Raw genomic sequence first — 24,107 nt, forward strand, 5'->3', positions numbered from 1 at the left:
GGCGTGACAGGCGGCTTCTGGGTCTGTCAATCGGTCTGCAGATGGCAACGTCAATGCTGGACCTGGTCGGTGTCACTCTCATCGGTCTGGTAGGCGCGTTGTCGTTAGCCACCGTCCAGGGCCAGCAACCGCCGAAGACCATCGCAACCCTGGTGTCGGCCGTCGGCCTCGGGAACCTGTCCGACGTCACACTCCTGGAGGTCATCGCCGGCGCTGCGGCCGTCCTCCTGCTCGCAAAGACTATAATTAGCCCGCTTCTCATGGTGAAGGTCTTCAGGTTCCTCGCGCGGCGGCAAGCGATCGTGTCGGCCAGGTTGGCAAAGGCACTCCTTTCGTGCCCACTCACCTTCGTGCAGCGGCGCTCGAGCCAGGAGACTTCGGCGGCGCTAGTCCAGGGCGTCAGCGCGGCCACAGTCGCCATACTTGGGCAGACGGTCGTCGCAGTGTCTGAAATCGCGCTGTTGACTGTCTTAGCTGTGGGACTACTGTTCGTTGATCCCGCCGTCGCACTCGGGGCGATCGTCTTCTTTGCGATCTTCGCTATGGGACTGCAGAAGATCCTGGGTCACCGGATCTCGAGGGTCGGCACCCAGGCTTTGACCGCTGATATAGCCAGCCTCAGTGCTGTACAGGAAGCTCTTGGCGCGTATCGGGAGATCACCGTCGCTGACCGTCGCTTGCTCTATGTTGGTCGCATCCAGGGCCTTCGCGCTGAGGCCGCGCGGGCTTCAGCAGGTCTTCAGGTTTTGAACCTGTTGCCTAAGTACGCCTCCGAGGGGGCTCTCGTATTAGGTGGCTTCTCTTTAGCTGCGGTGCTGTTTTCGACACGACCAGTACCATTGGCGGCCGGCACTTTTGCCCTGTTTCTCGCTACCGCAACGCGGATAATGCCCTCCTTGCTACGCCTCCAGTCCGCGGCGCTCAGCATACGGAGTTCAACGGGTCCGGCAACGCTTACGTATGCGCTCTCGGCGGATCTTGGACACCCTCTCGACACGCCACAGGAGGGACGCGACGTGCGCGAATCCGTACGGCGGATACTTGCAAGCGGGCACCGAGATTTCGCACCGCGGATCGAACTGCGCGATATCGCGTTTAGCTACCCCGGAGGACGCGGGACTGCTCTTCAGGGAATCAATATGCTGGTCGCCGAGGGCCAGTCTGTCGCGATTGTGGGGCGGAGCGGCGCCGGAAAATCCACCCTCGCCGACATCATTTTGGGTGTACTCCAACCAGACTCGGGCGAGTTGGCAGTGGGAGGCCTCAACCCGACTGACGCCGTTCGGCGTTGGCCTGGCGGCATAGCCTACGTGCCCCAGGATGTCATGCTGTCCAACGACTCCTTACGTGCCAACGTCGCTCTGGGTCTTCCACGGGACGACGTGGACGATGACCTGGTGTGGGACGCTCTGCGGCGGGCTCGTCTCGACGAGTACGTTCGACGTCAGCCCGACGGTCTGGACACGCAGATTGGTGAACGTGGCCTGCGTCTGAGTGGTGGTCAACGCCAGCGTCTGGGTATCGCCCGCGCGCTATTCACCCGCCCTCGGCTGCTCGTGCTGGATGAGGCGACGAGTGCTCTCGACGTAGAGACCGAATCAGGGATTACCGATATGCTCGAGGAACTGGAAGAGGATGTGACGACGGTGATCATCGCGCACCGGCTCTCAACCGTCCGCAACGTTGATCTGGTCGTTTACCTCGAGGAAGGTAAAGAACAGGCGCAAGGTTCCTTTGATGAGGTGTGCGAGCGTGTGCCCGCGCTGCGACGTCAGGCCACGCTCATGGGTTTGCGACCCGCTTGATACCAAGTTGCAAGGGGAGCAACGTGAAGAACCTGTCTAACCGAATTTTGAATGGGCTTGTTTCAGTCCGCCTTCATTGGCTAGCCTCAATCGCTGCGTCGGTGGCGGTGACTGTCAGGGACTGCCGATACACGACCGTGCGCTGGGACGGTCAGGATTGGGCATTCATCTGGTCTGGTGGCTGCCTGTTTTGGAACTCGCCACTACTGAGCCCCAAGAGGATCACCCGCCTGAACATCGATCTATTTCTCCGACGGTATTCGCCGAAGGGAGGGGATGTCATACTCGACGTCGGTGCGGGAGCCGGAACCGAAGTGTGCCTGTTTTCGGAAATGGTCGGTGCTTCGGGAAAAGTTATTGCAATTGAAGCTGATCCGGTCGCGGCTCGGCTTTTGCGAAAGCAGGCCGAAAATTTGCCGCACCGAAACGTCCGAGTTCTTGAGGTGGCGGTAGGCAAAGGTGAAGGTAGCGTTCACTTATCGATCGCTGAACCGGGCAGTGTGCAGAATTCAGTCGCTGCTGTGGTGGGGGACGATTCTATAGTTGTTCGCAGTGAGCCACTTGCGAATATCCTCAGTGCTCAAAGCGTGGAACGTGTCGCATATATGAAAATGAATATCGAAGGCGCTGAGTACGAAGCACTTCTAAGCCTTGGTCCTGCAGTTGAGAAGATCGAGAGAATGTGCGTTAGTTGCCACGATTTCACAGGAGTGCCGGGCCAGAAAACATATGATCAAGTGTTCGAATATCTCACTTCTAGTGGCCTTCACGTTACGAAGTCCCGTCCGAATCCAAAAGCGCCGTGGGAGGACTACTATCTGTTCGCCGAACGGGCCGAGCGCTGACTGGCGTCCAATGATCTATAGCTCCCCGGCAATCTATGCGCATAGCTTGCAACTCGCCTGAGCCTCAACAAAAGCGACAGCAATAATTCGTAACTTCTGATGCCTAGGCCGCCCCAATATTTCTCGATGAAAAGCTTGCGCGATTTTCGGTAAGCATTCATCGATCGCACCTCGACCGCGGGGTCTCCGAGCGAGGCTTGACGGGCGTAATGTCGGTACCCCAACACGGGAATAACCTGACAGTCCATGCCTTCTTTATAGGCGCGCAAACACCAGTCGGTCTCTTCGGAATAGAGCCAGAATCGTTCATCAAATGGCCCCACTCGTTGCCAAGCGGCCGTCGAAACGAGAAGGAAGCACCCGACCAGATAACCCTTGTGGTTTTGGGAAAAGGATCTGTAGCGACTTCCTAGTGGTTGAGGGAGACGGAGACGCCCCAAGCCGGAGTCTTCCCATGCTGCGCGCCAGGGATTGGGTATTGGCTTTTCGGAGTCCCATGGCGATTTTGCTGCCGCATCAAAAGTGGTAAGACAGGCGCTACTGGCAGTCGAAAATCGCACTAATTCATTTGGATCTACAAGCAACTCTGTGTCCGGGTTCAGCAAGAACACCCAAGGATCATCACCGCTGTCGCTGAGATGTCTCATCCCTATGTTGACCGCCTTGGCGAAACCTTCATTGTGTTCGTTTCGGATAATTGCGATGTCCATGGAGAGGCAGTAGTCCGCGATCGACTGGCTTTCTTCGCTTCGGTTATCAACGATCAGCAGGTCCGACAAGGCGAAGTAAGAACGCAGTTGGTCTACGCAGCGCCTGAGTAAGTCCTCTCGCCGGTAGGCAACAATCAAGACTTTCAATGTGGTCGCCTCTTGGTGCTGCGCGCGACATCGGCGTATGCACTTTCAAGCGCCCGCGCGACGCCCGGCCAGGTCCGATCTGGGTCGATCGGTCGCACCGGGTAATCACGAGAGAGGACTAAGCGAATCGCCCTAGCTAGGTCCGCGGCATCACCAGGTTTGACCAGTAGTTCCTCGTGAGAGACGAGTTCCCGAAGACCTTCAAGATTGCTTGCGAGGATCGGCTTTCCGGAGCCGTAGGCTTGCGCTCCGACGCCACTCCCTGAGACGGTTGTGTATGGCAGGCATATTGCCCGAGCGGCTGACAGAGCGGCCTCAAGTTCTTTACCAGAGAAGCCATCCCAGGTTGCGGATACCCGGTTGTCTGACACCTGGTACCCGCCGCCGCCGCCGCTCGCGAGAATCTGCAAACGCGCGCGCGGTTCGAAGTCCCAGACCGCCTCCATTGCAACAAGGAGCGTATCCAAACCCTTATAGCCGTCGGTTCTCCCAAAAAAAAGTATTGTCTGGGAATCTTGTGAATGCTCGGCGATAGACACTTTGACTCCGTGTGGGATCACGCGTGCCTTTCGCTGCTCGCTGGCAGACAAGCTTTGAAAGCTTGTCTGCGTATGAACCACTAAAACCTCGGCTAAACGACGGTACAACCATGCTATGGCACGGCTAACTGCTCGTCGGCTTCCACCTCTTCCATTCACGCCCTCTCGCGCTGCTGGCTCATGAAGTGTCAATACAGTCGGAGTGAACATGGCCACCCACAGGAACCGGGGATCATCAGTTTGCTGAAGATGAAAGTAGTCTGGGCGTACGTCTCGGAGCACCTTGCGAATCTGCAGCATCGACATCAGGGACCTATATCTGCCGGAGAGGATGTGCAACGAATCAATTCGGTCCCGCAATCTCCGCCGGATTTCCTCGCCGTCCGCTGTCCGCCCTTGCCTGGTGAACTCGGGGGACTGTTCTCGGACGATGAGAGAAACGTTGTGAGCCTCGGCGGCAACGGCAAGAACCAACTCCGCCGTGTATTGCTCAAACCAGTCGCAGTAGTACAGACCCCTCACGTCGTTGATTCGGGCTTTTTGTGCCTCCCAGTTGTGATTGGGCCAGCGCCGCGGTCGTGGTCCGATCCGGATGAGGGTGCAGACTCCAATTTCGTTCGCTTGGGTCGCTTATCGCCGTAGCTTTCGCCGCCGTAGAAGTAGTAGTTGTTGTAGCTGTAGGCACCGCTTCCGCGCGTAGGCATCATGGTCAGTACCGCGCCGAGCAGCGTTGCGCCGACATCGTTGAGCATTCCGATTGCGTGTCGGAGTTGGTCGCGCTTGGTCTTTCCCGCCCGCACAACAACCAACGCACCATCGGCGTGTGCGGCCAAGACCGCGCCGTCGGTGACCGCGAGCAGAGGAGCGGAGTCGATGATGACGTAGTCGAATTTCGTACGCAGTTCGCCGAACATCTTTTCGGCCGTTCGCGACCCGAGCAGCTCGCTGGGATTCGGGGGTGTTGGCCCCGCAGCAAGAACGCTGAGTCGGGGATACGCCGACTTCAGCAAGACCTCGTTAAGGGGCGCCGCGCCGCTGAGCACGTTACTCACCCCGACCGATCCAGGGACATCAAGGTACTTCGCTACTCTCGGCCGCCGCAGGTCGCCGTCGACTAGAACCACATTCTGCTCGGCCTCAGCCAAAGCCAGAGCGATATTGATCGCGGCGGTAGTTTTGCCTTCGTTGGGCGACGCACTGGCGACCACGATCACGCGCGGTGGACTGTCTACCACGAGGAATTGAAGGTTGGTCCGAAGCTTGCGGAACGCCTCTGCCGCCGACGAGTTGTCGGTGTCGAAGGAGAGCGCCGATTCGGCCTGGAATTTCTTGTCGAATGGAATGTAGCCGACCACGCCGGTGCCGGTGACCCCTTCTAGGGTCTCCTGGGACTTTACCGTGTTGTCGAGCAAACCCCTGAGGACCGCGATGCCGATACCCAGTATTCCGCCCAGGACGATGGCGAGTGCCAAATTGCGTTTCTTCTTCGGAACCACCGGGGATTCGGGAACTGTCGCCCGCTGTTCGACGACGACGCGGGCTTCGGGCCGCGCCCCCGGACTCGGCGTCTCTAGTTCACTCGCCATCACGACGAACTCGTCGGATAACGCATTGGCGATGTCGCGCGCTTGGACTGGCGATGGGTCGAGGACCGATACGTCGATCAGCACGGTATCGGGTTTCGATTTGGCGGTGACGTTCGCTTTAAGCCCTGCCGCGGTCATGTTCAGTTGCAGACGGTCGATAGTGCGCTGGGCCAGCGTTTCACCCATCAGAAGCTGGGTGTAGGAGAGGACGCGTTCTTGGGACAGCCGATTGCCGTTGTAGAGGTCCGATACTGAATCTCCCGAGGTCGTGGAGACGAAGAGTCGCGTCGAGGCTTGGTAGAGCGGAGTTTGCAGCAGGGTGTAGGCGACGGATCCCAGGATCGTGATCAGCGCTGTGACGACTACGGTGACCCACCGGTTGCGAATGAGTTTTATGAAATCCTGAAGATTCACTGCAGAAAACCACTCCCTGTGCGATTGCCATTGGCGCCGCGGCTTACTTCGTGCACTGCGGCACCGAAACCTTGGTGCTAACAGCACCAACCAAGGGCTGAACGGGAACGCGCGCAGCACCCGGGACAATCGGTTCGGAGAGGTGGAAGACCATCTCGTCCGTCTGTCCTGGCAGTATCACCGTCTGAACTTCGAAGCTCGGGTGACTGCGTTCGGTGTCTGTCTGCGCGCTCACTTCAACGCCGTTGGACATGACGTTAATTAGCTTGGCCCCCGTGGTTGCGAGCAGACGAACGGAGGTGAACATGGTTCCTTTGGGTATGTAGCCGCTCGGGATCGGCAAAAAACCTATCCGCCCGGCGACGTAGTCCGGTAGTGAGTCAGCGTCGGAGACGGTGTTCGTCAATCGGACTGTCACCGTCGACGTGCGCGTATCGCCATGACAACCATCGGCGACATATTCGATTTGCCGATCAAGATAGTAATCCAGCTTGTTGCCGCCGAGATTGTTGACGACCACTTCGGCGTATGGCGCTGGATCATCGGGGATGATGTGGGCCAGCGGTGTCTGTTCTAGGAGTGCCTGGTCTTCGGGGAACGAACTCCACACCGAAATTCGGCGCTCGCTGACTGCCCGCCCGAGCGCGTCGAGTAATGCTCGCGGGGATTTCACGTGGCCAGAGACCTTCTTGACCACTTCGGCGGCGATGTCTTGAAGGAACTTCTTGCGTGCGGGCTGATCCTGTGGTTTGGGGTACCTGATGTAGGCGGTCGACTCCGTCAACTCGACGGCATTGTCTTTGGTCACCGTCTCACCATCTGGCATCACGACAGGCCCGGTGGCCCCGAGGATGTAGCTCAGCGCGACAGGGTCGAGTGCTATCACGCCGTCAACATCAATGCCCGATTGCTCTGCCATCGATTTCCAGATTTGCGCCGCGTAGGGAAAGTGCGAGCTTTGATTGCTGTTGCGGAAATCGCTAGATGGGTTGGTGAACCCGTACTGGTTATCGAATTCGGGGCCGAGGCTGATGGGCGTGAACTTCCGATAGAAATCGGTGTTCGGGGCCAAGGTGTCAACTTCCGGCTTGCCATTGTCGAATCGGACGACGCCGAACCCACCGAGCAGGCCCCCGGTGCCCCTGGCTTCGGCATTGGTTTGGAAGCCGATGAAATAGCTGCGAGGTCCGTCGGCGCCCAGCATTGATGGCGCCAGTCGCGCGGCGAGGGCAGTGTTTTGCAAAAGCTTTGCCAGGTCTTTTGTCTGCGATTGCAGCTGCGATCGGGCCTTGTCCATAGCGCCGAGGTAGTCGGGCGCTGCGATCGCTTGCGCCTCGAGGTCGATCCGGGTGGCATCTGTGGCGATCTTGCGCAGCGCAGGTTCCTCATTCCGCAGCGCCGTCACGTCCAACCGGCCGTCGGCGAGCAGATGATTCGGCGCGACGGTGGTGCCGGCCGCCGCGATGGGCTTCAGCACATCGGTGGCCAAGTTGAGCACCACGTCCGATATCTGGCGACCGGTCTTGAACGGGCTGCCCAGCCATGGCACCCCGGCCACGAGGTTCCAGGGCAGGGAGTGCGCGGCTTCGCGCGCTGACTGCGCATGCGATGCCGCGTCAGCGGCGAATCGGGAGGCATCCCCGGTATTTCCTTGCAGAAGTGCGTTTTTCGACTGCTGCGCGCTGGTGCGCGCCTGCTCGAGATTAGATTTTGCCGTGTGCGCCTGAAAACCCAGCCAACAGCCGAGCAAGAGGACCAACACCAGCACTGCGAGCGAGGGCCACACGACACCACGGCGCTTGAACCACGGTCGCCCACCATCCCTCTCGTCGGTCACGATGACATCGTCACGGCGCGAATGAAATCCCACTCAGTCAGCTTCCCCTGCCCAGATGCGGTCTGCGCTCGAAACACACAGCCACGCCAGCTACCCCCACATACCAAAACGACTCGCTAATCGGCGGCGAAGCCAATCGGCGAGTCGATTAGGCGAAGATCCCTACCCGACGGTGCGGTATGGACCCACGCGGGTGGCCTGAGCTACAGCATAAGCCGCCCGCTGAGTGGCATCGCCGACGACGATAAAGGCGTTGCCGATCGGCGGGCCGATAATCGGGATGGAGGTGACGGCCTCGCCGACGATATTCAACACTCCAGCGGTGGAGTCGAGGAAGCCGTAAACGATGGTTCCGGCGACCTGAACAGTCACTCGAACCCACTTCTGAATCGGATTCTCATTCGCTTGGGCAGCCGCCGAGGCTCCGGACGTAGTGCCCGTCGCGGCTGACGGAGTTTCTGCGGCACCCGTTGCAGCTGGTTTGCTGTCGGCACTGCTCGATGCAGCCGAGCCTGGACGCGATGCCGCCGAGCCTGGACGCGATGCCGCCGAGCCTGAGCTCGATGCCGCAGAGCCTGAACTCGATGCCGCAGAGCCTGAACTCGAGGAGGAGCTCGAGTCGCTCGAGCTGCCCGCGCCACCGGAGTGGCCAGTGCCACTGGAATTGCTGTGGCTGCTCGACTTGCCGCTGCCTCCGGCACCCTCATCCTGCTTGCCGCTGCCTCCGGCACCCTCATCCTGGGAGAACGGCGCCAGGCCCGGAGCCGCGTGAGCCGCCACAGGAGTCACCGTCACAGCGGAAGCGGCGAGGGCTACGGTGCCTAGGCCAACCTGAATTCTTCTGGAGAGTGCGATACTCACTTTCCATCCCCCCCTTTAAACTGTCCGGCTGGCTAATGCCCCGGCTGTACGAGCGGAAAAACCGTGTGTTGAGGATCCCACACAGCACATGCACTGTCAATGCGGCGCAACGGCCTTGTCACAATCTGATAAATACTCGCCAAAACCGCTTCTGTCAGCAAACTGAACGAGCTTTGCAGGTGGCTGGCATCCACGGCCAAGTGCGCACTTTAGGCGACCGCGCCCGGCTTGAGGTACGTCACCAGGCTGACATCCAGCGCCTCGTCCAGGTAGTAGTACTGGCAGCCGGTCAGGTACCGCATGTAGTTGTTGTAGCTTTCTTCGCCGGCGGCCGCGATCGCCTCGTCTTTGCGTTGCTCGAGTCGAGCCGCCCAGATGCCCAGGGTCTTTATGTAGTGATTGCGCAGCGACAGCGGCTCGGGCACCACAAAGCCGGCCTTCTCACCGTGCTCCACCAACATCTTCGTGCTGGGGATGCGGCCGCCCGGGAAAATCACTTCGCCCATGAACTTGGCGAAACGGGCCAACTCGAAGGTCAGCTTCTTGCCGCGGGCGATCAGATCATCCGGGTGGTAGCCGCAGCTGCTCTGAATCGTCATCCGGCCGTCATCGGGCATGATGTCGAAAGAGTTCTTGAAGAAGTCGTCGAAGCGCTCGAAGCCGAAATGTTCGATGGCCTCGACCGACACAATCCGGTCGACAGGGCTGTGGAACTCCTCCCAGCCTTCCAGCCGGACATCGAACGTCCGCGAGGTGTCAATCTTGGCCAAGAGCTGCTGGCAGTAGGCCTGCTGGTTCTTCGACAAAGTCAGGCCGATGACGTTGACGTCGTATTTCTCCAACGCGCGCTGCAGTGTCAAGCCCCAGCCGCAACCCACCTCGAGCAACATCATGCCCGGCTTGAGGTCTAAGCGCTCAAGGTGTTGGTCGACGTTGGCGACCTGGGCTTCAGAGAGCGTGGCGTTCGGCCCGGTGAAGTACGCGCAGCTGTACTTGCGCGTCAGGTCCTGGAACACGCCGAAGAAGTCGTCCGAGAGATCGTAATGCGCCTGGATTTCCTCGAAATGCGGCCGCATGTCCTTGGTTTCAGTTGCCTCGGGCATGTGTGTTCAACCTTCCTGAATTTCTTCATCTAACCCGCACCGCTGCCCCCGCGAACGATTTGCGCGCCAGTGTGGACTCTGTTAACCGGACCATACCGTCCCGACCCACCAGAACGGCCGTCAAACATGGCGTTAACCGTGCGTGTTCTGGGCCTGCTTCTCAAGCGTGAACTGGTTGACGTCGATGTACCCGACCTGGAAGCCGCGGGCACATCCTATGAGGTACTTCATGTACCGCTCGTACACCTCTTCCGACTGCGCGTCGATTGCCTTCTCCCGGTTGGTCTTCAACGCTTCTGCCCAACAATCCAGAGTGCGCGCATAGTGCGGCTGCAACGATTGGACCCGGGTGAGCGTAAAGCCCGCCCTGGTCGAATGGTCCTCGACCTTCTCGGCAGTCGGCAGCCGGCCGCCCGGGAAGATCTCGGTGAGCATGAACTTCGCGAAGCGTGCCGCTTCGAACGTGAGCGGGACCTTCATCTGCGCCATCCGCTCAAACGTGAAGGACGTGATCGTGTGCAGCAGCATCACGCCGTCGGCGGGCAACGCCCGATAGGCCATCGCGAAAAAGTCATCGTAGCGATCGAATCCGAAATGTTCGAAGGCTCCGATCGACACGATCCGGTCGACGGGCTCGTTGAACTCTTCCCAGCCTTTGAGCTCGATGCGCTTGCCGCGTGAACTCTCGCACTCGGCGAAAACCTGCTCGACGTGGTCGCGCTGGTTTTTCGACAGCGTGAGTCGGATGACATTGACGTCGTACTTTTCCAGAGCGCGCAGCATCGTGGTGCCCCACCCGAAGCCGACATCCAGTAGCGTCATGCCGGGCTGCAAGCCCAGCTTGCCCAGCGCCAGGTCGATTTTGGCGAGTTGGGCCTGTTCCAACGTCATGTCATCGCGTTCGAAATACGCGCAGCTGTAGGTCTGGGACGGATCCAGAAAGAGCCGGAAGAAATCGTCGGATAAGTCGTAGTGGGCTTGTACGTCCTCGAAATGAGGTTGCAGCCGTCTGGCCATAATGGTGTGCCTTTCGCATCGAATGCTTCAGGCAGCAACCACGTATCCCCCCGCGGGACTGAGCGATCACCGCGTTTGCAGCACCGATGCTAGTCGCCCCGCCCGCGACTCGACGATTCTGCGCGACATCAAAATTCGCTAGCCGACCTCGACAAATGTGGTCTTCAGCTCGCCCACGACGTCGTCCCACAGCGCCTCTGGCAGATCGTGCGCCATGCCGTCGAACAGGACCAGTCGGGCGTTGGGGATGGCCGATGCGATCGAGCGGCCGCCGGACGGGCGCATCAACTTGTCGGCGCGGCCATGGATGACGACGGTCGGCGCGCTGATCTGGCGGTCGTAGCGCTTGAGGCTGCCGCTGCCCAGTACGGCGCCGAAATGTCTTGCGATGCCCTGTGGATAGTGGGCGCGCTCGTAGGCCTCGATGGCGTCGGCGCGGGCCTTTTCCTCGGACACCGGATAGCCGGGGCTGCCGATGATCTTGCCGACCCGGATCGAGTTTTCGATGATCACCTCGCGAGGCGAGTCCGGCGCCGGGCCGGTGATCAGTGACAGCAAGGCCCGCGGTGCCGGAGGTGGCAGCAGCGCAGAGTTGTTGGACGAGAAAATGATTCCCAGTGCGTTGGTTCGACGGCTGTGCCGCGCGGCGAAGATCTGCGCGATCATCCCGCCCATCGACGCCCCGACCACATGGGCGCGGTCGAGCCCGAGATGATCGAGGAGCGCTGCGGCGTCGTCAGCCATGTCCTCGAGCGTGTAGACCGACGGGCTGGGCCGCCCGAGATACGAGCGCACCAGGTTGGGCACCAGGCCACCACCGGCGCGCTGGCCGTGCAGTTTGGAGGACAACCCCACGTCACGGTTGTCGTAGCGGATCACCCGGTAGCCCTGGTCGACCAATTTCTCGCAGAAACCGTTACGCCACAACAGAAGTTGGGCGCCGAGCCCCATGATGAGCAGAACCGCCGGGTCGCTGGAATTGCCCATGTCCTCGAAGTACAGCTTCAGGTCGTCGCCAACGGAAGCCGTGCCGGTGCGAATCTCCATCAGACCTCGACGTCGCTCTGGTGCTCGCGGCTGACCTCGACCATGAAGTTGGCGAAGTACCCGGAGAATTGCGGGTCGTTCATCATCTGCCATTTGGGCGCCAGCAGCTTCATGTAGCGCTCGACGTACAGAAACTGTTTGCCGATGAGCACCAGCTCGCGCGGCAGCTTGACGTCGTAGGCGTCTGCGAGCGTCGACAACTGCTTACCGATATCGGCATACGACATGTCCCCGAGCGTCTTCAGCGATAGTGGGGCAGCAAACGCCTCAAGGTCCTTGGCGGCCTCCTTTTCGGGCTTGGTGGTGCCGACGGCCCCGAGCAGCACGACGATCTTGCCCGCCGAGGCGTGATCCTTCTTGACCAGCAGCGCGTACACCAGCTCACGCAGCAGCCAGCGGGTCCGCGGGTCGATCCGGCCCATGATGCCGAAGTCCAAGAACACGATGTGACCGTCGTTGTCGACCAGGAGGTTGCCGGCGTGTAGGTCGCCGTGGAACAGGCCGTGCCGCAGGCCGCCCTCGAAGGTGGAGAACAACAGCGCCTTCACCAGTTCGGTGCCGTCGAAACCCTTCGCCCGGACCGCCTTGACGTCATCGATGCGCACGCCGTGCACCCGCTCCATGGTCAGGACCCGCTCGCTGGTGAACTCCCAGTGCACCTGTGGCACCCGGATGTTGCGCCCGAGCGGCGAACCGTGCAGGCCCGACACCCAGGCCTCCATCGACTGCGCTTCGATGCGGAAGTCGAGCTCCTCGGCGAGGTTGTCGGCGAAATCGGCGACCACGTCCTGGGCCGACAGCCGCCGGCCCAGCTTGGCCAGCTCGACGAGCTGAGCGAAGCGCTTCAGGATCTGCAGGTCGGCGGCCACCCGGCGGCGGATGCCCGGCCGCTGGATCTTGACGACGACGTCCTCGCCGCTGTGCAGGGTGGCGAAATGCACCTGGGCGATCGAGGCCGACGCGAATGGCTGCTCGTCGAACGTGGCGAACAAATCGGCCGGATCGCCGCCGAGCTCTTGCTTGAGCAGCTTGTGGACCTCGGCGGTGTCGGCCGGCGGCACCGAGTCGAGCAGGCTGCGGAACTCCCGGCTCAGCCCTTCGCCGAACGCACCCGGGCTGGAGGCGATGATCTGACCGAATTTGACGTAGGTGGGGCCGAGGTCGGCGAAGGTCTGCGGAATCTGCTTGATGACCTTGTCCTGCCAGCGTCCACGCCCCGGCAGTGTGCCGAGCACGCGCGCGCCGGTACGGGTGATCTGCCAGCCGGTGGTCCCCATTCGGGCAGCCTCGACCGGCAACGGAACGCGATCAAGCTTGGCTACTTCGCGATGTTTGGTCGAATTCATCCTCGAAGTGTGCCAAACCGCAGATGCATACCACCAATTTTCCAGTGGCGCAGCGACGTCCGTCACAAGTGCGCTTGCCTCGCGATTTGGGTTCCCAGGGCGTCAGCCACGGCTGGGGTTGCATGCCTTTGGCTGCCCCGACGAGTTCGTCCATGGTTGCGCCGTCCAAGGCTTCGCGGATGATGTCGGCGTGGCCGGCGTGCTGGGCAAGCTCGGTGATCAGGTGCTCGAACACCCACCGCGCGGACCAGGCGTCGACGTAGCTGGGGAACCACGGCGCATCGCACGGCACGGGCACCACGGTGTCCAGATCGGCGGTCTCCACCAGGCGCAACGGCGCGGCGACGCGCGCCATCCAGCCGCGCTGCACCCCGGTGATGTGCTTGATCAGCCCGCCGATCGACAGCGAGCTGACCGTCGGGGCGGCGCGTGCCTGCTCGTCGGTCGATCCGTCCGCGACGGCGATGATGGAGGTAAAGATCACGTAGACAAGCGATTTCGGACATCGGTGACCATCGAGGACGACGGGCCCGATACCTGCGTCGTCGTCACCGGGGCCGGTGATCCCGGCACCCGGGTGCTGTATCTGGCCATGCCCGGTGTTGCGTTCGACGTGCTCGAACCGAAGGCAGTCGCCGACGCCGCGCTGGCGATGTCGGCGCTACTGGCCGGTGCGGTCCGGCCTTGATATCGCGCTGACATGGTTACCTGGTAGCGATGCGCATCGCCACGTTCAACATCCTGCACGGGCGAAGCCTGGACGACGGTCGGGTCGACCCGGCGCGGTTGTCGGCATGCATCCGCCGCCTCAACCCCGATGTGCTGGCCCTGCAGGAGGTCGATGTCGATCAGCCGCGCTCGTCGCGGGCAGATCTCACCGCGCTGGCGGCCGAAGCGATGGGCGCCGCGTCTCACCGGTTCGTCGCCGCCATCGCCGGTACGCCGGGGGCGACATGGATGGCGGCCACCGGCCGCGAACAACGGGGCACCGCGGCCTACGGGATCGCCCTGCTGTCGCGTTATCCGGCGATCTCGTGGCAGGTGCTGCGGCTGCCACGAATTCCCGTCAAAGACGAGCCCCGGGCGGCCATGGCCGCTCAACTGGACACCCCGTTAGGGATTCTGACCGTGGTCAACACCCACTTGTCGTTCGTGCCCGGCTGGAACCGCGTTCAGCTCAACCATCTGATGCGAGATGTGCGTGACCTGCCCGGGCCGCGGGTGGTGATGGGCGATCTCAATACGTCGGCCGCGCTGGGCCGGCGGACGCGCCTGCGCCCGCTGGCCGCCGCGCCGACCTTTCCCGTGCGATGTCCGGACCGTCAGCTCGACCACATCCTCACCGACCATGACGACCTGGTCGTCACCGAGGCGTACACACCCGTTCTGCCGATCTCGGATCATCGCCCGCTCGTGATCGACGTGTCGCTCCGCGCGGGAGCGGTTGGGCCGTAAGTTGCTGGGCGTGCGGGTTACCTCCGCGGAGTCGACAGAGCTGTTCGTCGGACCGCCCGATGCGCTGCTACAGGTGGTCAGAGTCGGCTACCTCGGGGCCAGCGGCGCGGACACGCTGCGGGTCACCGGTGACGGTCTGCGGTCCGACGATGTGATGCCCCCCGCCGGGGACGGGGTCGTCGAGATCGCGGTTCGGGTCGCGCGTCCGGTACCTGGCCAGAGGCGGGCGGCGGACGCCGGGGCGGACTTCCCATTCGAGTTCGTCGTCGCCGAACCGGGCTGGACCATGTACATGGTCGGCCACTTCCACTACGACCCGGTGTGGGGGAACACCCAGGGCGCCTACACCACCCTCTGGACCGAGGAACCGTGGCCGGGCCCGGCAGACCAACGGGTTCGCGCCGATCTGCGGCGGTTCATTGCCGACTGGCGGGCCGCTGGCCGAGGTATGGCAACCCGATGCTGACCTCCGGGACGTGCTCGCCCTGCCGATGCTCATCGTGGCCGGGCTGACATGAGTGTCTTAGCCCTGGACATCGGCGGGACAAAAATCGCCGCCGGGCTCGTCGACACCGACGGGCAGCTGCAGTACGCAACCCGCCAGCCCACCCCGCATAGTGACGACCCCGAACAGGTGTGGGCCGCCGCCCAGCGGGCGATCGCTGACACCCTCGCCGAGGCCAGCGGCGCGGTTGACGGCGTCGGTATCTCGTCCGGTGGGCCCGTTCACTTGCCCAACGGAGCCGTTAGCCCCATCAACATTCCCGCCTGGCAGGACTTCCCGATCGTCGAGCGGGTGGCTGCCGCCGTCCCCGGCGTGCAGGTGCGCCTGGCGGGCGACGGACTGTGCATGGCGTTGGGTGAGCACTGGCGCGGAGCCGGGCAGGGCGCGGCGTTCCTGCTCGGCATGGTGGTGTCGACCGGGATCGGCGGCGGACTGGTCCTCGACGGCGCGCCCTATCACGGGCGAACCGGTAATGCCGGCCACGTCGGGCACGTCAACGTCGATCCCGACGGACCGCCGTGTGTGTGCGGTGCCCGGGGTTGCGTGGAGGCGATCGCCAGCGGTCCGCACCTGGCCGCCTGGGCGCGCACGCAGGGCTGGGTCGGCGCCGACGCCAAGGAGCTCGCCGATGCCGCCGCGACCGGGAATGACATTGCGCTGCAAGCATTTCACCGCGGAGCGCGCGCGATCGCGGCGATGATCGCCTCGGTGGGTGCGGTCTGCGACCTAGACCTTGTGGTCGTCGGCGGCGGCGTGGCTCAGGCCGGACCGCTGTTGTTCGACCCGCTGCGCGCGGAGCTGCGGAACTACACCGGACTCGATTTCCTGTCCGGACTGAGCGTGGTGCCCGCCACGCTGGGCGGGGAAGCCGGACTGGTCGGTGCGGCCGCGCTGCTGCGCTGACCCGCCTGGAGACGCGTTTTGGCTGATTGCGGGGCACCACGCTATCCTTGGCCCGTTCCACCGAAGACCGTCGGTCACCGAGAAATCGGTTGAAGGTCCCGGATACCCCGGGCGGCCCACGCAGGAGGACGAGGTTTCGACCTTCGGACTGATAGTCCGCAGCTTTCGCGCCCCGACCTGTTCCTGTGTCGGGGCGTTCGTGATTTCTGGCCTTCTCCGCCCACTCGGGCCCCGTCGGTGGTGGACATCCCAACCATCACGAGGAGGCAAGCATGGCCAAGGCTGACAAGGCCACCGCGGTCGCCGACATCGCCGAGAGTTTCAAGGAGGCGACGGCCACCGTCGTCACCGAGTACCGCGGCCTGACGGTGTCCAATCTTGCCGAGCTGCGCAGGTCACTGGGCACAGAGACGACCTACACGGTTGCCAAGAACACCTTGGTGAAGCGTGCGGCGTCCGAAGCCGGTGTCGAGGGTCTCGACGAGCTGTTCGCCGGACCGACCGCCATCGCGTTCATCAAGGGTGAGCCCGTTGACGCCGCCAAGGTGATCAAGAAGTTCGCCAAGGACCATAAGGCGCTGGTCATCAAGGGCGGCTACATGGACGGTCGCGCGCTGACCGTGTCCGAGGTCGAGCGGATCGCCGATCTCGAGTCGCGCGAGGTGTTGCTGTCGCGCGTCGCCGGCGCACTGAAGGCCAAGCAGTCCCAGGCCGCGGCGCTGTTCGTGGCACCCGCGTCCCAGGTCGCTCGCCTGGCCGCAGCTCTGCAAGAGAAGAAGGCCTCAGAGGGTTCAGCAGAACCCGCCGCCTGAGACCACACAAACAACCCCACAGTTAGAGATAAGGAATCACCATGGCAAAGCTGTCCACCGAAGAACTGATCGACGCCTTCAAGGAACTGACCCTGCTCGAGCTCTCTGAGTTCGTGAAGGTGTTCGAGGAGACCTTCGACGTCACCGCCGCCGCCCCCGTCGCGGTCGCCGCTGCCGGCCCCGCCGCCGGTGCTCCCGCCGAGGCCGCTGAGGAGCAGTCGGAATTCGACGTCATCCTCGAAGGTGCCGGCGAGAAGAAGATCGGCGTCATCAAGGTCGTCCGCGAGATCGTCTCCGGCCTGGGCCTCAAGGAGGCCAAAGACCTCGTCGACGGCGCTCCCAAGCCGCTGCTCGAGAAGGTCACCAAAGAGGCCGCCGACGACGCCAAGGCCAAGCTCGAGGCCGCCGGCGCATCGGTCACCGTCAAGTAGTTCTAGCTACACAGAAATCCCCCGCGGGCGTCCTGCTCGCGGGGGATTTCTTGTCGATCACAGCTCAGTACACAAACTCAGTGGCGCCAAACGGCGTGCGCTACAGTGACTCAAACCACAGGCCATCGCGGCGATGGCTGACCAGCGTGGGCGCGGAAGGATCTGGCGTGGGTATTGGTATTCAGGTCGAGGGGTTGACGAAGTCGTTCGGTTCCCAACGGATTTGGGAGGACGTCACCTTCGATATCCCTGCTGGTGAGGTCAGCGTGCTGCTGGGCCCGTCGGGTACCGGTAAGTCGGTGTTCTTGAAGTCGCTGATCGGTCTGCTGCGTCCGGAGCGGGGCAAGATCATCGTTGATGGCACCAACATCATCGAGTGCTCGGCCAAGGAGCTTTACGAGATCCGCACGCTGTTCGGGGTGATGTTCCAGGATGGTGCGTTGTTCGGTTCGATGAGCCTGTTCGACAACACCGCCTTCCCCCTTCGTGAGCACACGAAGAAGAAGGAATCCGAGATCCGCCAGATCGTCATGGAGAAGCTCGAGCTGGTTGGTCTGGGCGGGGATGAGACGAAGTTCCCCGGTGAGATTTCTGGTGGTATGCGCAAGCGTGCCGGGTTGGCGCGGTCGCTGGTGCTCGACCCGAAGATCATCCTGTGCGATGAGCCGGACTCGGGTCTGGATCCGGTGCGTACCGCGTATCTGTCGCAGTTGTTGATCGATATCAACGCTCAGATCGACTGCACGATCTTGATCGTGACGCACAACATCAACATCGCCCGTACGGTGCCTGACAACATCGGCATGCTGTTCCGTAAGCATTTGGTGATGTTCGGCCCCCGTGAGGTGTTGCTGACCTCCGATGAGCCGGTGGTGCGTCAGTTCCTCAACGGCCGCCGGATCGGTCCGATCGGTATGTCGGAGGAGAAGGACGAGTCGACGATGGCCGAGGAGCAGGCCCTGGTCGATGCCGGTCACCACGATGGTGGTGTCGAGGAGATCGTGGGTGTGCCCCCGCAGCTGACGGTCACCCCGGGTATGCCGGTGCGCGATGCGGTCCGCCGCCGCCAGGAGCGGGTCCGCGAGATCCTGCACACCCTGCCCCCGGCCGCCCAGGAAGCCATCCGCGACGACCTCGAAGGCACGCGCAAACTGCCCAGCCACACCTTCGAAGGGAACTAACCCACCTTCCGCCGCGCATTCAGCTGACACCCGTGCATCCACCTGCGCGGGTGTTAGCTGATTTTGGGGCCATTCGAGGAAAAACGGGTTCGAGCGGGCCCGCACTCCGATAGCGTGTGCGCGATCGTCGAGGAGGAGGCTGGGTGCTGCGGAACCGGCGGATCTGGTGGGGGACGGTAGCCGTCTTCGCCGGCATCGGCGCAGCCCTGCTCGCCGGTAGTGCCACCGCGGCGGCCGACACCGGCAGCAGTGCGGCCCACTCGGCTACGGGCAACTCGCAAGCGTCCAATTCGTCATCGTCGAGTAAGCCCTCGCCGGCAGCGGCCGACCGACATCGCACCCCGCGCGCCACCTCCGTCGCCAGTGTGCGCACCCCGCAGTCCGGCGCCCGACGAACCGTAAGCAGCCCCGCCAACGCGTTGGCCGATGTGCTCTCCATCTTCGACAGCACAGGTAGGGCCACCGCCTCGGCGGTGCCGGCAGCCAGCGCCAGCGCGCGGCCCGGCTCGGCCGCAGCGCAGGCGGCACAGGCGGTGGAAACGCCGCCGGCCACCAACGGCGTCACGGGCGTCAAGGTCGGTCATTCGACGTTGACGATCCCGGTCAACGGGGGCTTCAACGCGCCGGCCGACTGGTACTTCCCGACTCAGGCCGACGGAACGGTGCAGGCCAACGGCGTCATCTGGCTGCAGCACGGCTTCCTCGCCGACAAGTCGTTCTACTCGTCGCTGGCCACCCAGCTGGCCAAGGACACCAACTCCATCGTTGTGGCACCCACCTTGCCGTCGTTCCCGCAACTGACCTGTCGCGGGTGCACCCTCTATGGCGTGCCGATGCAACAGGCCGCCGCCACGATGTTCCTCGGCGACCGCTCGGCGTTGAACATCAGCGCCAGCCAGGCCGGATATCTGGGCACGTTGCCGGAAAGCTTCATCCTGGCCGGGCACTCCGCGGGGGGCGGCTGGTCGACGTCGGTCGGCGGTTACTACGTCGACGACCTGGCACCGGGCGATGACAACCACTTACTCGGTGTGGTGATGTTCGACGGCGTGACGATGAACGGCACGCTGCCGCAAGCGATCGCGAGCCTGGACACCCTCGACATCCCCGTCTACCAAATCGCCGCCCCGGCCCAGATGTGGAACACCTTCGGGACCACCACCGATCAGCTGCTGCAGCTGCGGCCCGACCAGTTCGACGGCGTCGTCCTGGTCAACGGCTCCCACGTCGACTCGATGCTCGGCAGCAATCCGCTCGTCGATTTCTTTGCCCAGCTGGTCACCCAGCGCTCCCCGAAGGGCAACACCTCGGCGGTCGACACGCTGAGCACCGGCTGGATCAACGACCTCTACGTCGGCGCCGGTCCCGACGCCCCGCAGTTCGGGCTCTACGGCACCGCCGGTCAGCCGATCATCCTGGGCAACGCCTCCGGGGTGGTGCTGCCCACACCGCTGGCCAGCCAGCTCGGACCGGTCGAGACGCTGGTGAAGAAGTGGACCGCAGTCTTCATGCCGCTGATATTCGGTGGCCCACCGAGTTCGGCGCCCGTGACACCGGCAGGCGCAAACCCGCCGGCAGTAAACCCCGCGGTGACGTCCCCGACTCCCAACGGAGTGACCGGGGTGAAGACCGGCAACACCACGCTGACGATCCAGGTCGGCTCCCGCACCTATAACGCCCCCGCCGACTGGTATTTCCCGACTCGGGCCGACGGCTCCGTGCAGGCCAACGGGATCATCTATCTGCAGCACGGATTCCTGGCCAGCAAATCCTTCTACACGGTGTTGGCCAGATCGCTGGCCCAGCAGACCAATAGCATCGTCGTCGCGACGACGCTGCCGTCGTTCGCGCCGTTGACCTGCCCGACCTGCACGATCAACAATCCCGCGATGCAGCAGGGAGTGGCGGATCTGTTCCTCGGGAACCGCGCCGCACTGAACATCAGCGCCAGCCAGGCCGGCTATCAGGGAACCCTGCCGGAGGACTTCACGCTGTCCGGACACTCGGCGGGCGGGGGACTGGCCGTGACCGCCGGCAGTGACTACGTCAAGTCTTTGCCGCCCGGCGCCGACAACCACCTACTCGGCGTGGTGATGTACGACGGCGTCTCCAACAGTGACTCGTTCGCCGGCCTGCTGGACACCCTCGACGGCATTCCCGTCTATCAGATCGCCGCCCCGCCGCAACCGTGGAATGCCTTCGGTCAGACGACCAAGGACCTGATCGCCGCACGGCCCGATCAGTTCGTCGGCGTCGAACTCGTCCACGGCTCGCACACCGACTCGGTGATCGGCTCGGACCCGTTCTTCGACTTCTTGGCCGCAATCTTCGTCAGGCCGTCCGCACCCGGTAACGCGACCGCCGTGCACACCCTCGCCGCGGGCTGGATCAACGATTTCTACGTCGCTGCCGGGCCCGATGCCCCGCAATACGGGCTCTACGGCCCGGCCTGGCAGCCGATCATCATGGGGCAGACCGCCGCGATTGTCCTGCCGACTCAGCCGGCGGCGGCAGCCCGCTCGATCGCCGCCTGACGAATCGATGACATCCCGGCCCGCGGATGGGACTTCGCTTCCGAATCGGGCTGGTAGTGAGTACTTTTGCCCAGTCGTCAATGTGGGGGAGGCAGGTCAGCGATGACGCAACGTCACATCTTGTTGGGCACCGGCGCGATGGTCGCGGGGGTGGGTGCGGCATTGCTGTCGGGATCCGCTGTGGCCCATGCCGACCACGACAACAGCGCCGGTTCCAAGGCGTCGTCAAGCGCGTCGTCCGCGGCCGCAGGCAAGTCCACCGGCGTGAGTCGGCGGGTGTCCACGACGCCGAAGCCGACGACCGTCACCTCGGGTGCCGCCACCTCACGTCAAGCCGGGATGCGGTCTGTGGCCACGGCGCCGCCGGCACCGGCATCTGATCTGCTGGCGAGTGCGGCGCTCACCGTGTTCGCCAACCTGGGGGCGGCGCCGCGCACCAACATCCCCGCCGCCACCACCACCGCGGGCGCGCCGGTGACGACGTCGACCACACTGCCCGAGGCGCCGACCAACGGCGTGACCGGTGTGCTGGTGGGCCATTCCCGACTGGACCTTCCCGGGGCCTTCATCGGGAAGACCGTCGCCGCAGACTGGTATTTCCCGACCCAGGCCGACGGCAGCGTCGACGCCCAGGGCGTCATCTGGCTCCAGCACGGGTTCGGGGCGACCAACACCTTCTACTCGGCGCTGGCCAAGGATTTGGCGCAGCAGACCAACAGCATCGTGGTGGCACCGACCCTGTCCTCCATTCCGATCACATTCTCGGGCGGGTGCCTCACCTGCGCAGTGACCCAACAGGACGCGGCGGCCCTGCTCGGACCGGACCGCGCCACGCTGCTGAGCAGCGCCACCGCGGCCGGCTTCACCGGGGCGGCACTGCCGGAGCGCTTCGTCCTCGCCGGCCACTCGGCAGGTGGTGGTTTCGCCACCGCCGTCGCCGACGACTACCTTGGCGGCGCCGACGCCCAGTACGACCCCTCCGATCTGGTGGGTGTGCTGATGTTCGACGGGGTGTCCAACGGCGCCCTGACCGGATCTTTCGCCAGCCAGGTCGCCGACCTGGCTGCCGCGGACAAGCCGATCTACCAGATCGCCGCCCCGGCGCAGAGCTGGAATCTCTTCGGGGCGACCACCAACGTGCTGGCGGCGACGCTTCCCGGCACGTTCATCGGCGTCGTCCTGCAGAACGGCTCGCACGTCGATTCCATGCTGGGGGTCAACCCGCTGTTCGACGCGGTGCTGCAGCTGGTGACCAAGCGGGTGCCGGCCGGAAACACCGCGGCCGTCTACACGCTGAGCAACGGCTGGATCAACGACATGTATGCCGGCGCCACCCCCGAGGCGCCCCGGTACGGCTTCTATCCGGCCGCCAACCAGCAGATCATCATGGGCCCGACCGCTGCGGTCGGGCTGCCGGCCGCGGAGGCAAACCAACTGGGACCGGTCGACAAGCTCGTCAAGGGCTTGGTCGACACGGTCGCCAGGCTCTTCGGCACCCCGCTGCCCGCGCCGGTCAACAGCGGTGACAACGGGCTAGACCCCAACAATCCCGTCGTCTCGGTCGGCAATGGGGTCACCGGAGTGCGGTTCGGATCATCCGTTCTGAACATCCCCTGCGGCCCGAACGGGTACGCCGCCCCCGCCAACTGGTACTTCCCGACCCAGGCCGACGGCACCGTCGCAGCCAATGGCGTGATCTGGCTGCAGCACGGATTCCTCGGCTTCAATGACTGGTACGGGACCGCCGCCCAGCAGTTGGCCCAGGAGACCAACAGCATCGTGGTCGTGCCGGACATCTTCTGGTTCGACACCCCGCTGTGCCCGGGCTGCTACCTGGGCGGCGAGCAGATGCGAGAAGCGGTCGCCGGCATGTTCCAGGGCAGCCGGTCGGCGCTGAACATCAGCGCCAACGCTGCCGGCCTCAGCGGCACACTGCCGGAGAAGTTCCTGCTCACGGGGCATTCGGCCGGCGGGAACTTCGCTACCGCTGTCGGTGCCCTGATCACTTCGACCGATCAGGTCGACAATCTGCTCGGCGTGGTGATGTTCGACGGAGTCGCCCGAGACCCGCTGTTCACCGACTCGCTGACCGCGCTGGCCGGCGCTGGCATCCCGGATTACCAGATCGCGGCCCCACCGCAGCGTTGGAACGCCTACGGGATGGCCACCGAGCTGATGCAGGCCTTCTACGGCAATCAGTTCTACGGCGTGCAGATCGATAATGGCTCGCACACCGATGTCATCGCGGGCAACAACCCGTTCGGGCTGCTGGGTGAGCTACTCAGCACGATCATCGTCAAGCCGTCCCCGCCCGGAGGTAAGACGGCAGTGCGGACATTCGCCTCGGGCTGGATCAACGACATCTACGCAGGCAAGGGACCGACCGATCCGGTCTACGGCATCTACGGCAGCCCCAACGACGGCACCTACGTCCCGAACCAGCCGATCGTCATGGGGCAGGCGGGGGCGACCACGCTGCCTGCGCCGCCGCCGGTCGACGTGACTCGATACGCCGACGGGCAGCCCTGGTACGAGCAGGGCAGTGTGAAGCTGCCGTTCGCATGGGGGCTGGTAAACACCAAAGCGGTGTACACCCTCAACGGTGACGGCTCGGTCCGGGTGCAGAACTCCGGCAACTACATTGGGGCAGCCGGCCCGGCGAGCCAGATCACCGGAACCGCGGTGTCGGTCAACGCCGGCGTGAACACGCGCCTGGACGTCGCCTTTTTCAACCAGACGCCGAGCAGCGCCGAGCCCGGCAACTACTGGATCCTGGACTACGACCCCGCGTATCAATGGGTGATCGTCAGCGATCCGACCGGGTTCTCCGGCTATATCCTCACCCGGCAGCAGTCGGTGCCGGCCAGCGAGTACAGCGCGCTGGTGGCCCGGGCGCGGCAACTCGGGGTGTGGGGGCCGATCACCCGGACCCGGCAGTACCCGTCGACGGTGAGCGTCTGAGGTGGGTCCAACCGGCGATTCTCCACACCAAACGCCGCGCTATCTCTTGACGGAAAGGCGCAAACGGG

At 63.5% G+C, this 24,107-nt stretch carries 20 protein-coding genes and 3 pseudogenes; 12 read left to right on the plus strand and 11 right to left on the minus strand.

Annotation, left to right across the window (positions count from 1 at the left end; translation table 11 throughout):
* Nucleotides 1–53: 53 nt before the first annotated feature.
* Both G6N13_RS12195 and G6N13_RS12200 read left to right on the plus strand, forming a co-directional pair.
* Nucleotides 54–1,805: an ABC transporter ATP-binding protein gene (locus G6N13_RS12195; protein WP_163697319.1), complete on the plus strand. Its 1,752-nt coding sequence runs from the start codon at nt 54–56 to the stop codon at nt 1,803–1,805.
* Between the two features lie 23 nt (nt 1,806–1,828).
* Nucleotides 1,829–2,650 (plus strand): FkbM family methyltransferase, encoded by an 822-nt coding sequence (locus G6N13_RS12200; RefSeq protein WP_163697322.1) that lies wholly within the window; start codon nt 1,829–1,831, stop codon nt 2,648–2,650.
* Here G6N13_RS12200 and G6N13_RS12205 read toward each other — a convergent pair.
* The 6 genes and pseudogenes from G6N13_RS12205 to G6N13_RS12225 form a co-directional block, all read right to left on the minus strand.
* A complete protein-coding gene (locus G6N13_RS12205; RefSeq protein WP_220096748.1) occupies nt 2,620–3,507 on the minus strand; it encodes a glycosyltransferase in 888 nt (295 codons plus the stop codon). The two genes, G6N13_RS12200 and G6N13_RS12205, sit on opposite strands and share 31 nt — an antisense overlap.
* Nucleotides 3,504–4,046, minus strand: a complete 543-nt coding sequence (locus G6N13_RS25085; protein WP_235677742.1) for a glycosyltransferase family 4 protein — start codon at nt 4,044–4,046, stop codon at nt 3,504–3,506. Before G6N13_RS25085 ends, G6N13_RS12205 begins: the two co-directional genes overlap by 4 nt.
* Nucleotides 4,047–4,103: 57 nt before the next feature.
* Nucleotides 4,104–4,568 (minus strand): annotated as a pseudogene (locus G6N13_RS26175) (glycosyltransferase family 4 protein); the annotation flags it as partial.
* On the minus strand, nt 4,565–6,046 hold the full coding sequence (locus tag G6N13_RS12215) for a tyrosine-protein kinase domain-containing protein (RefSeq protein WP_163702051.1): 1,482 nt from the start codon (nt 6,044–6,046) through the stop codon (nt 4,565–4,567). The pseudogene G6N13_RS26175 and the gene G6N13_RS12215, both read right to left, overlap by 4 nt.
* Before the next feature lie 43 nt (nt 6,047–6,089).
* Nucleotides 6,090–7,883: a DUF4012 domain-containing protein gene (locus tag G6N13_RS12220; RefSeq protein WP_407663926.1), complete on the minus strand. Its 1,794-nt coding sequence runs from the start codon at nt 7,881–7,883 to the stop codon at nt 6,090–6,092.
* A gap of 162 nt (nt 7,884–8,045) precedes the next feature.
* Nucleotides 8,046–8,255: a hypothetical protein gene (locus tag G6N13_RS12225; RefSeq protein ID WP_163697328.1), complete on the minus strand. Its 210-nt coding sequence runs from the start codon at nt 8,253–8,255 to the stop codon at nt 8,046–8,048.
* 109 nt (nt 8,256–8,364) lie between these two features.
* On the opposite strand from G6N13_RS12225, the gene G6N13_RS12230 reads away from it, so the two are divergent.
* Entirely contained in the window at nt 8,365–8,655 is a 291-nt protein-coding gene (locus tag G6N13_RS12230; RefSeq protein WP_163694286.1) for a hypothetical protein, read from the plus strand.
* Between the two features lie 298 nt (nt 8,656–8,953).
* Here G6N13_RS12230 and G6N13_RS12235 read toward each other — a convergent pair whose 3' ends face one another.
* The 5 genes and pseudogenes from G6N13_RS12235 to G6N13_RS12255 all read right to left on the minus strand — a co-directional run.
* Entirely contained in the window at nt 8,954–9,847 is an 894-nt protein-coding gene (locus G6N13_RS12235; RefSeq protein ID WP_163697330.1) for a cyclopropane mycolic acid synthase family methyltransferase, read from the minus strand.
* 132 nt (nt 9,848–9,979) lie between these two features.
* Entirely contained in the window at nt 9,980–10,864 is an 885-nt protein-coding gene (locus G6N13_RS12240; RefSeq protein ID WP_163697332.1) for a cyclopropane mycolic acid synthase family methyltransferase, read from the minus strand.
* Between the two features lie 138 nt (nt 10,865–11,002).
* A complete protein-coding gene (locus G6N13_RS12245) occupies nt 11,003–11,911 on the minus strand; it encodes an alpha/beta fold hydrolase (protein WP_163697334.1) in 909 nt (302 codons plus the stop codon).
* Complete coding sequence (locus tag G6N13_RS12250; protein WP_163697336.1) at nt 11,911–13,257, minus strand: ABC1 kinase family protein; 1,347 nt, start codon at nt 13,255–13,257, stop codon at nt 11,911–11,913. The genes G6N13_RS12245 and G6N13_RS12250 overlap by 1 nt, the downstream gene beginning before the upstream one ends.
* A 67-nt stretch (nt 13,258–13,324) precedes the next feature.
* Nucleotides 13,325–13,741: pseudogene (locus tag G6N13_RS12255) on the minus strand (mycothiol transferase); the annotation flags it as partial.
* Between the two features lie 24 nt (nt 13,742–13,765).
* On the opposite strand from G6N13_RS12255, the gene G6N13_RS12260 reads away from it, so the two are divergent.
* The 9 genes and pseudogenes from G6N13_RS12260 (at nt 13,766) to G6N13_RS12300 (ending at nt 24,039) form a co-directional block, all read left to right on the plus strand.
* The gene (locus G6N13_RS12260; RefSeq protein WP_179964978.1) at nt 13,766–13,945 is read left to right on the plus strand and encodes a hypothetical protein; all 180 of its coding nucleotides are present in this window, start codon (nt 13,766–13,768) and stop codon (nt 13,943–13,945) included.
* 29 nt (nt 13,946–13,974) lie between these two features.
* Entirely contained in the window at nt 13,975–14,712 is a 738-nt protein-coding gene (locus G6N13_RS12265) for an endonuclease/exonuclease/phosphatase family protein (RefSeq protein WP_163697337.1), read from the plus strand.
* 10 nt (nt 14,713–14,722) lie between these two features.
* Nucleotides 14,723–15,110: pseudogene (locus G6N13_RS12270) on the plus strand (hypothetical protein); the annotation flags it as partial.
* 116 nt (nt 15,111–15,226) lie between these two features.
* Nucleotides 15,227–16,120 carry an ROK family protein gene (locus G6N13_RS12275; protein WP_163697341.1) on the plus strand — a complete coding sequence of 298 codons (894 nt, stop codon included), beginning with the start codon at nt 15,227–15,229 and terminating at the stop codon, nt 16,118–16,120.
* Between the two features lie 272 nt (nt 16,121–16,392).
* On the plus strand, nt 16,393–16,932 hold the full coding sequence (rplJ, locus tag G6N13_RS12280; RefSeq protein ID WP_163697343.1) for a 50S ribosomal protein L10: 540 nt from the start codon (nt 16,393–16,395) through the stop codon (nt 16,930–16,932).
* 41 nt (nt 16,933–16,973) lie between these two features.
* Complete coding sequence (gene rplL, locus G6N13_RS12285; RefSeq protein ID WP_163697345.1) at nt 16,974–17,363, plus strand: 50S ribosomal protein L7/L12; 390 nt, start codon at nt 16,974–16,976, stop codon at nt 17,361–17,363.
* 167 nt (nt 17,364–17,530) lie between these two features.
* On the plus strand, nt 17,531–18,544 hold the full coding sequence (locus G6N13_RS12290; RefSeq protein ID WP_179964979.1) for an ABC transporter ATP-binding protein: 1,014 nt from the start codon (nt 17,531–17,533) through the stop codon (nt 18,542–18,544).
* Nucleotides 18,545–18,687: 143 nt separating this feature from the next.
* On the plus strand, nt 18,688–21,078 hold the full coding sequence (locus G6N13_RS12295) for an alpha/beta hydrolase family protein (protein ID WP_163697347.1): 2,391 nt from the start codon (nt 18,688–18,690) through the stop codon (nt 21,076–21,078).
* 102 nt (nt 21,079–21,180) lie between these two features.
* Complete coding sequence (locus G6N13_RS12300; RefSeq protein ID WP_163697349.1) at nt 21,181–24,039, plus strand: lipocalin family protein; 2,859 nt, start codon at nt 21,181–21,183, stop codon at nt 24,037–24,039.
* Nucleotides 24,040–24,107: the final 68 nt, after the last annotated feature.

Source organism: Mycolicibacterium sarraceniae (assembly GCF_010731875.1).
GTDB lineage: Bacteria > Actinomycetota > Actinomycetes > Mycobacteriales > Mycobacteriaceae > Mycobacterium > Mycobacterium sarraceniae.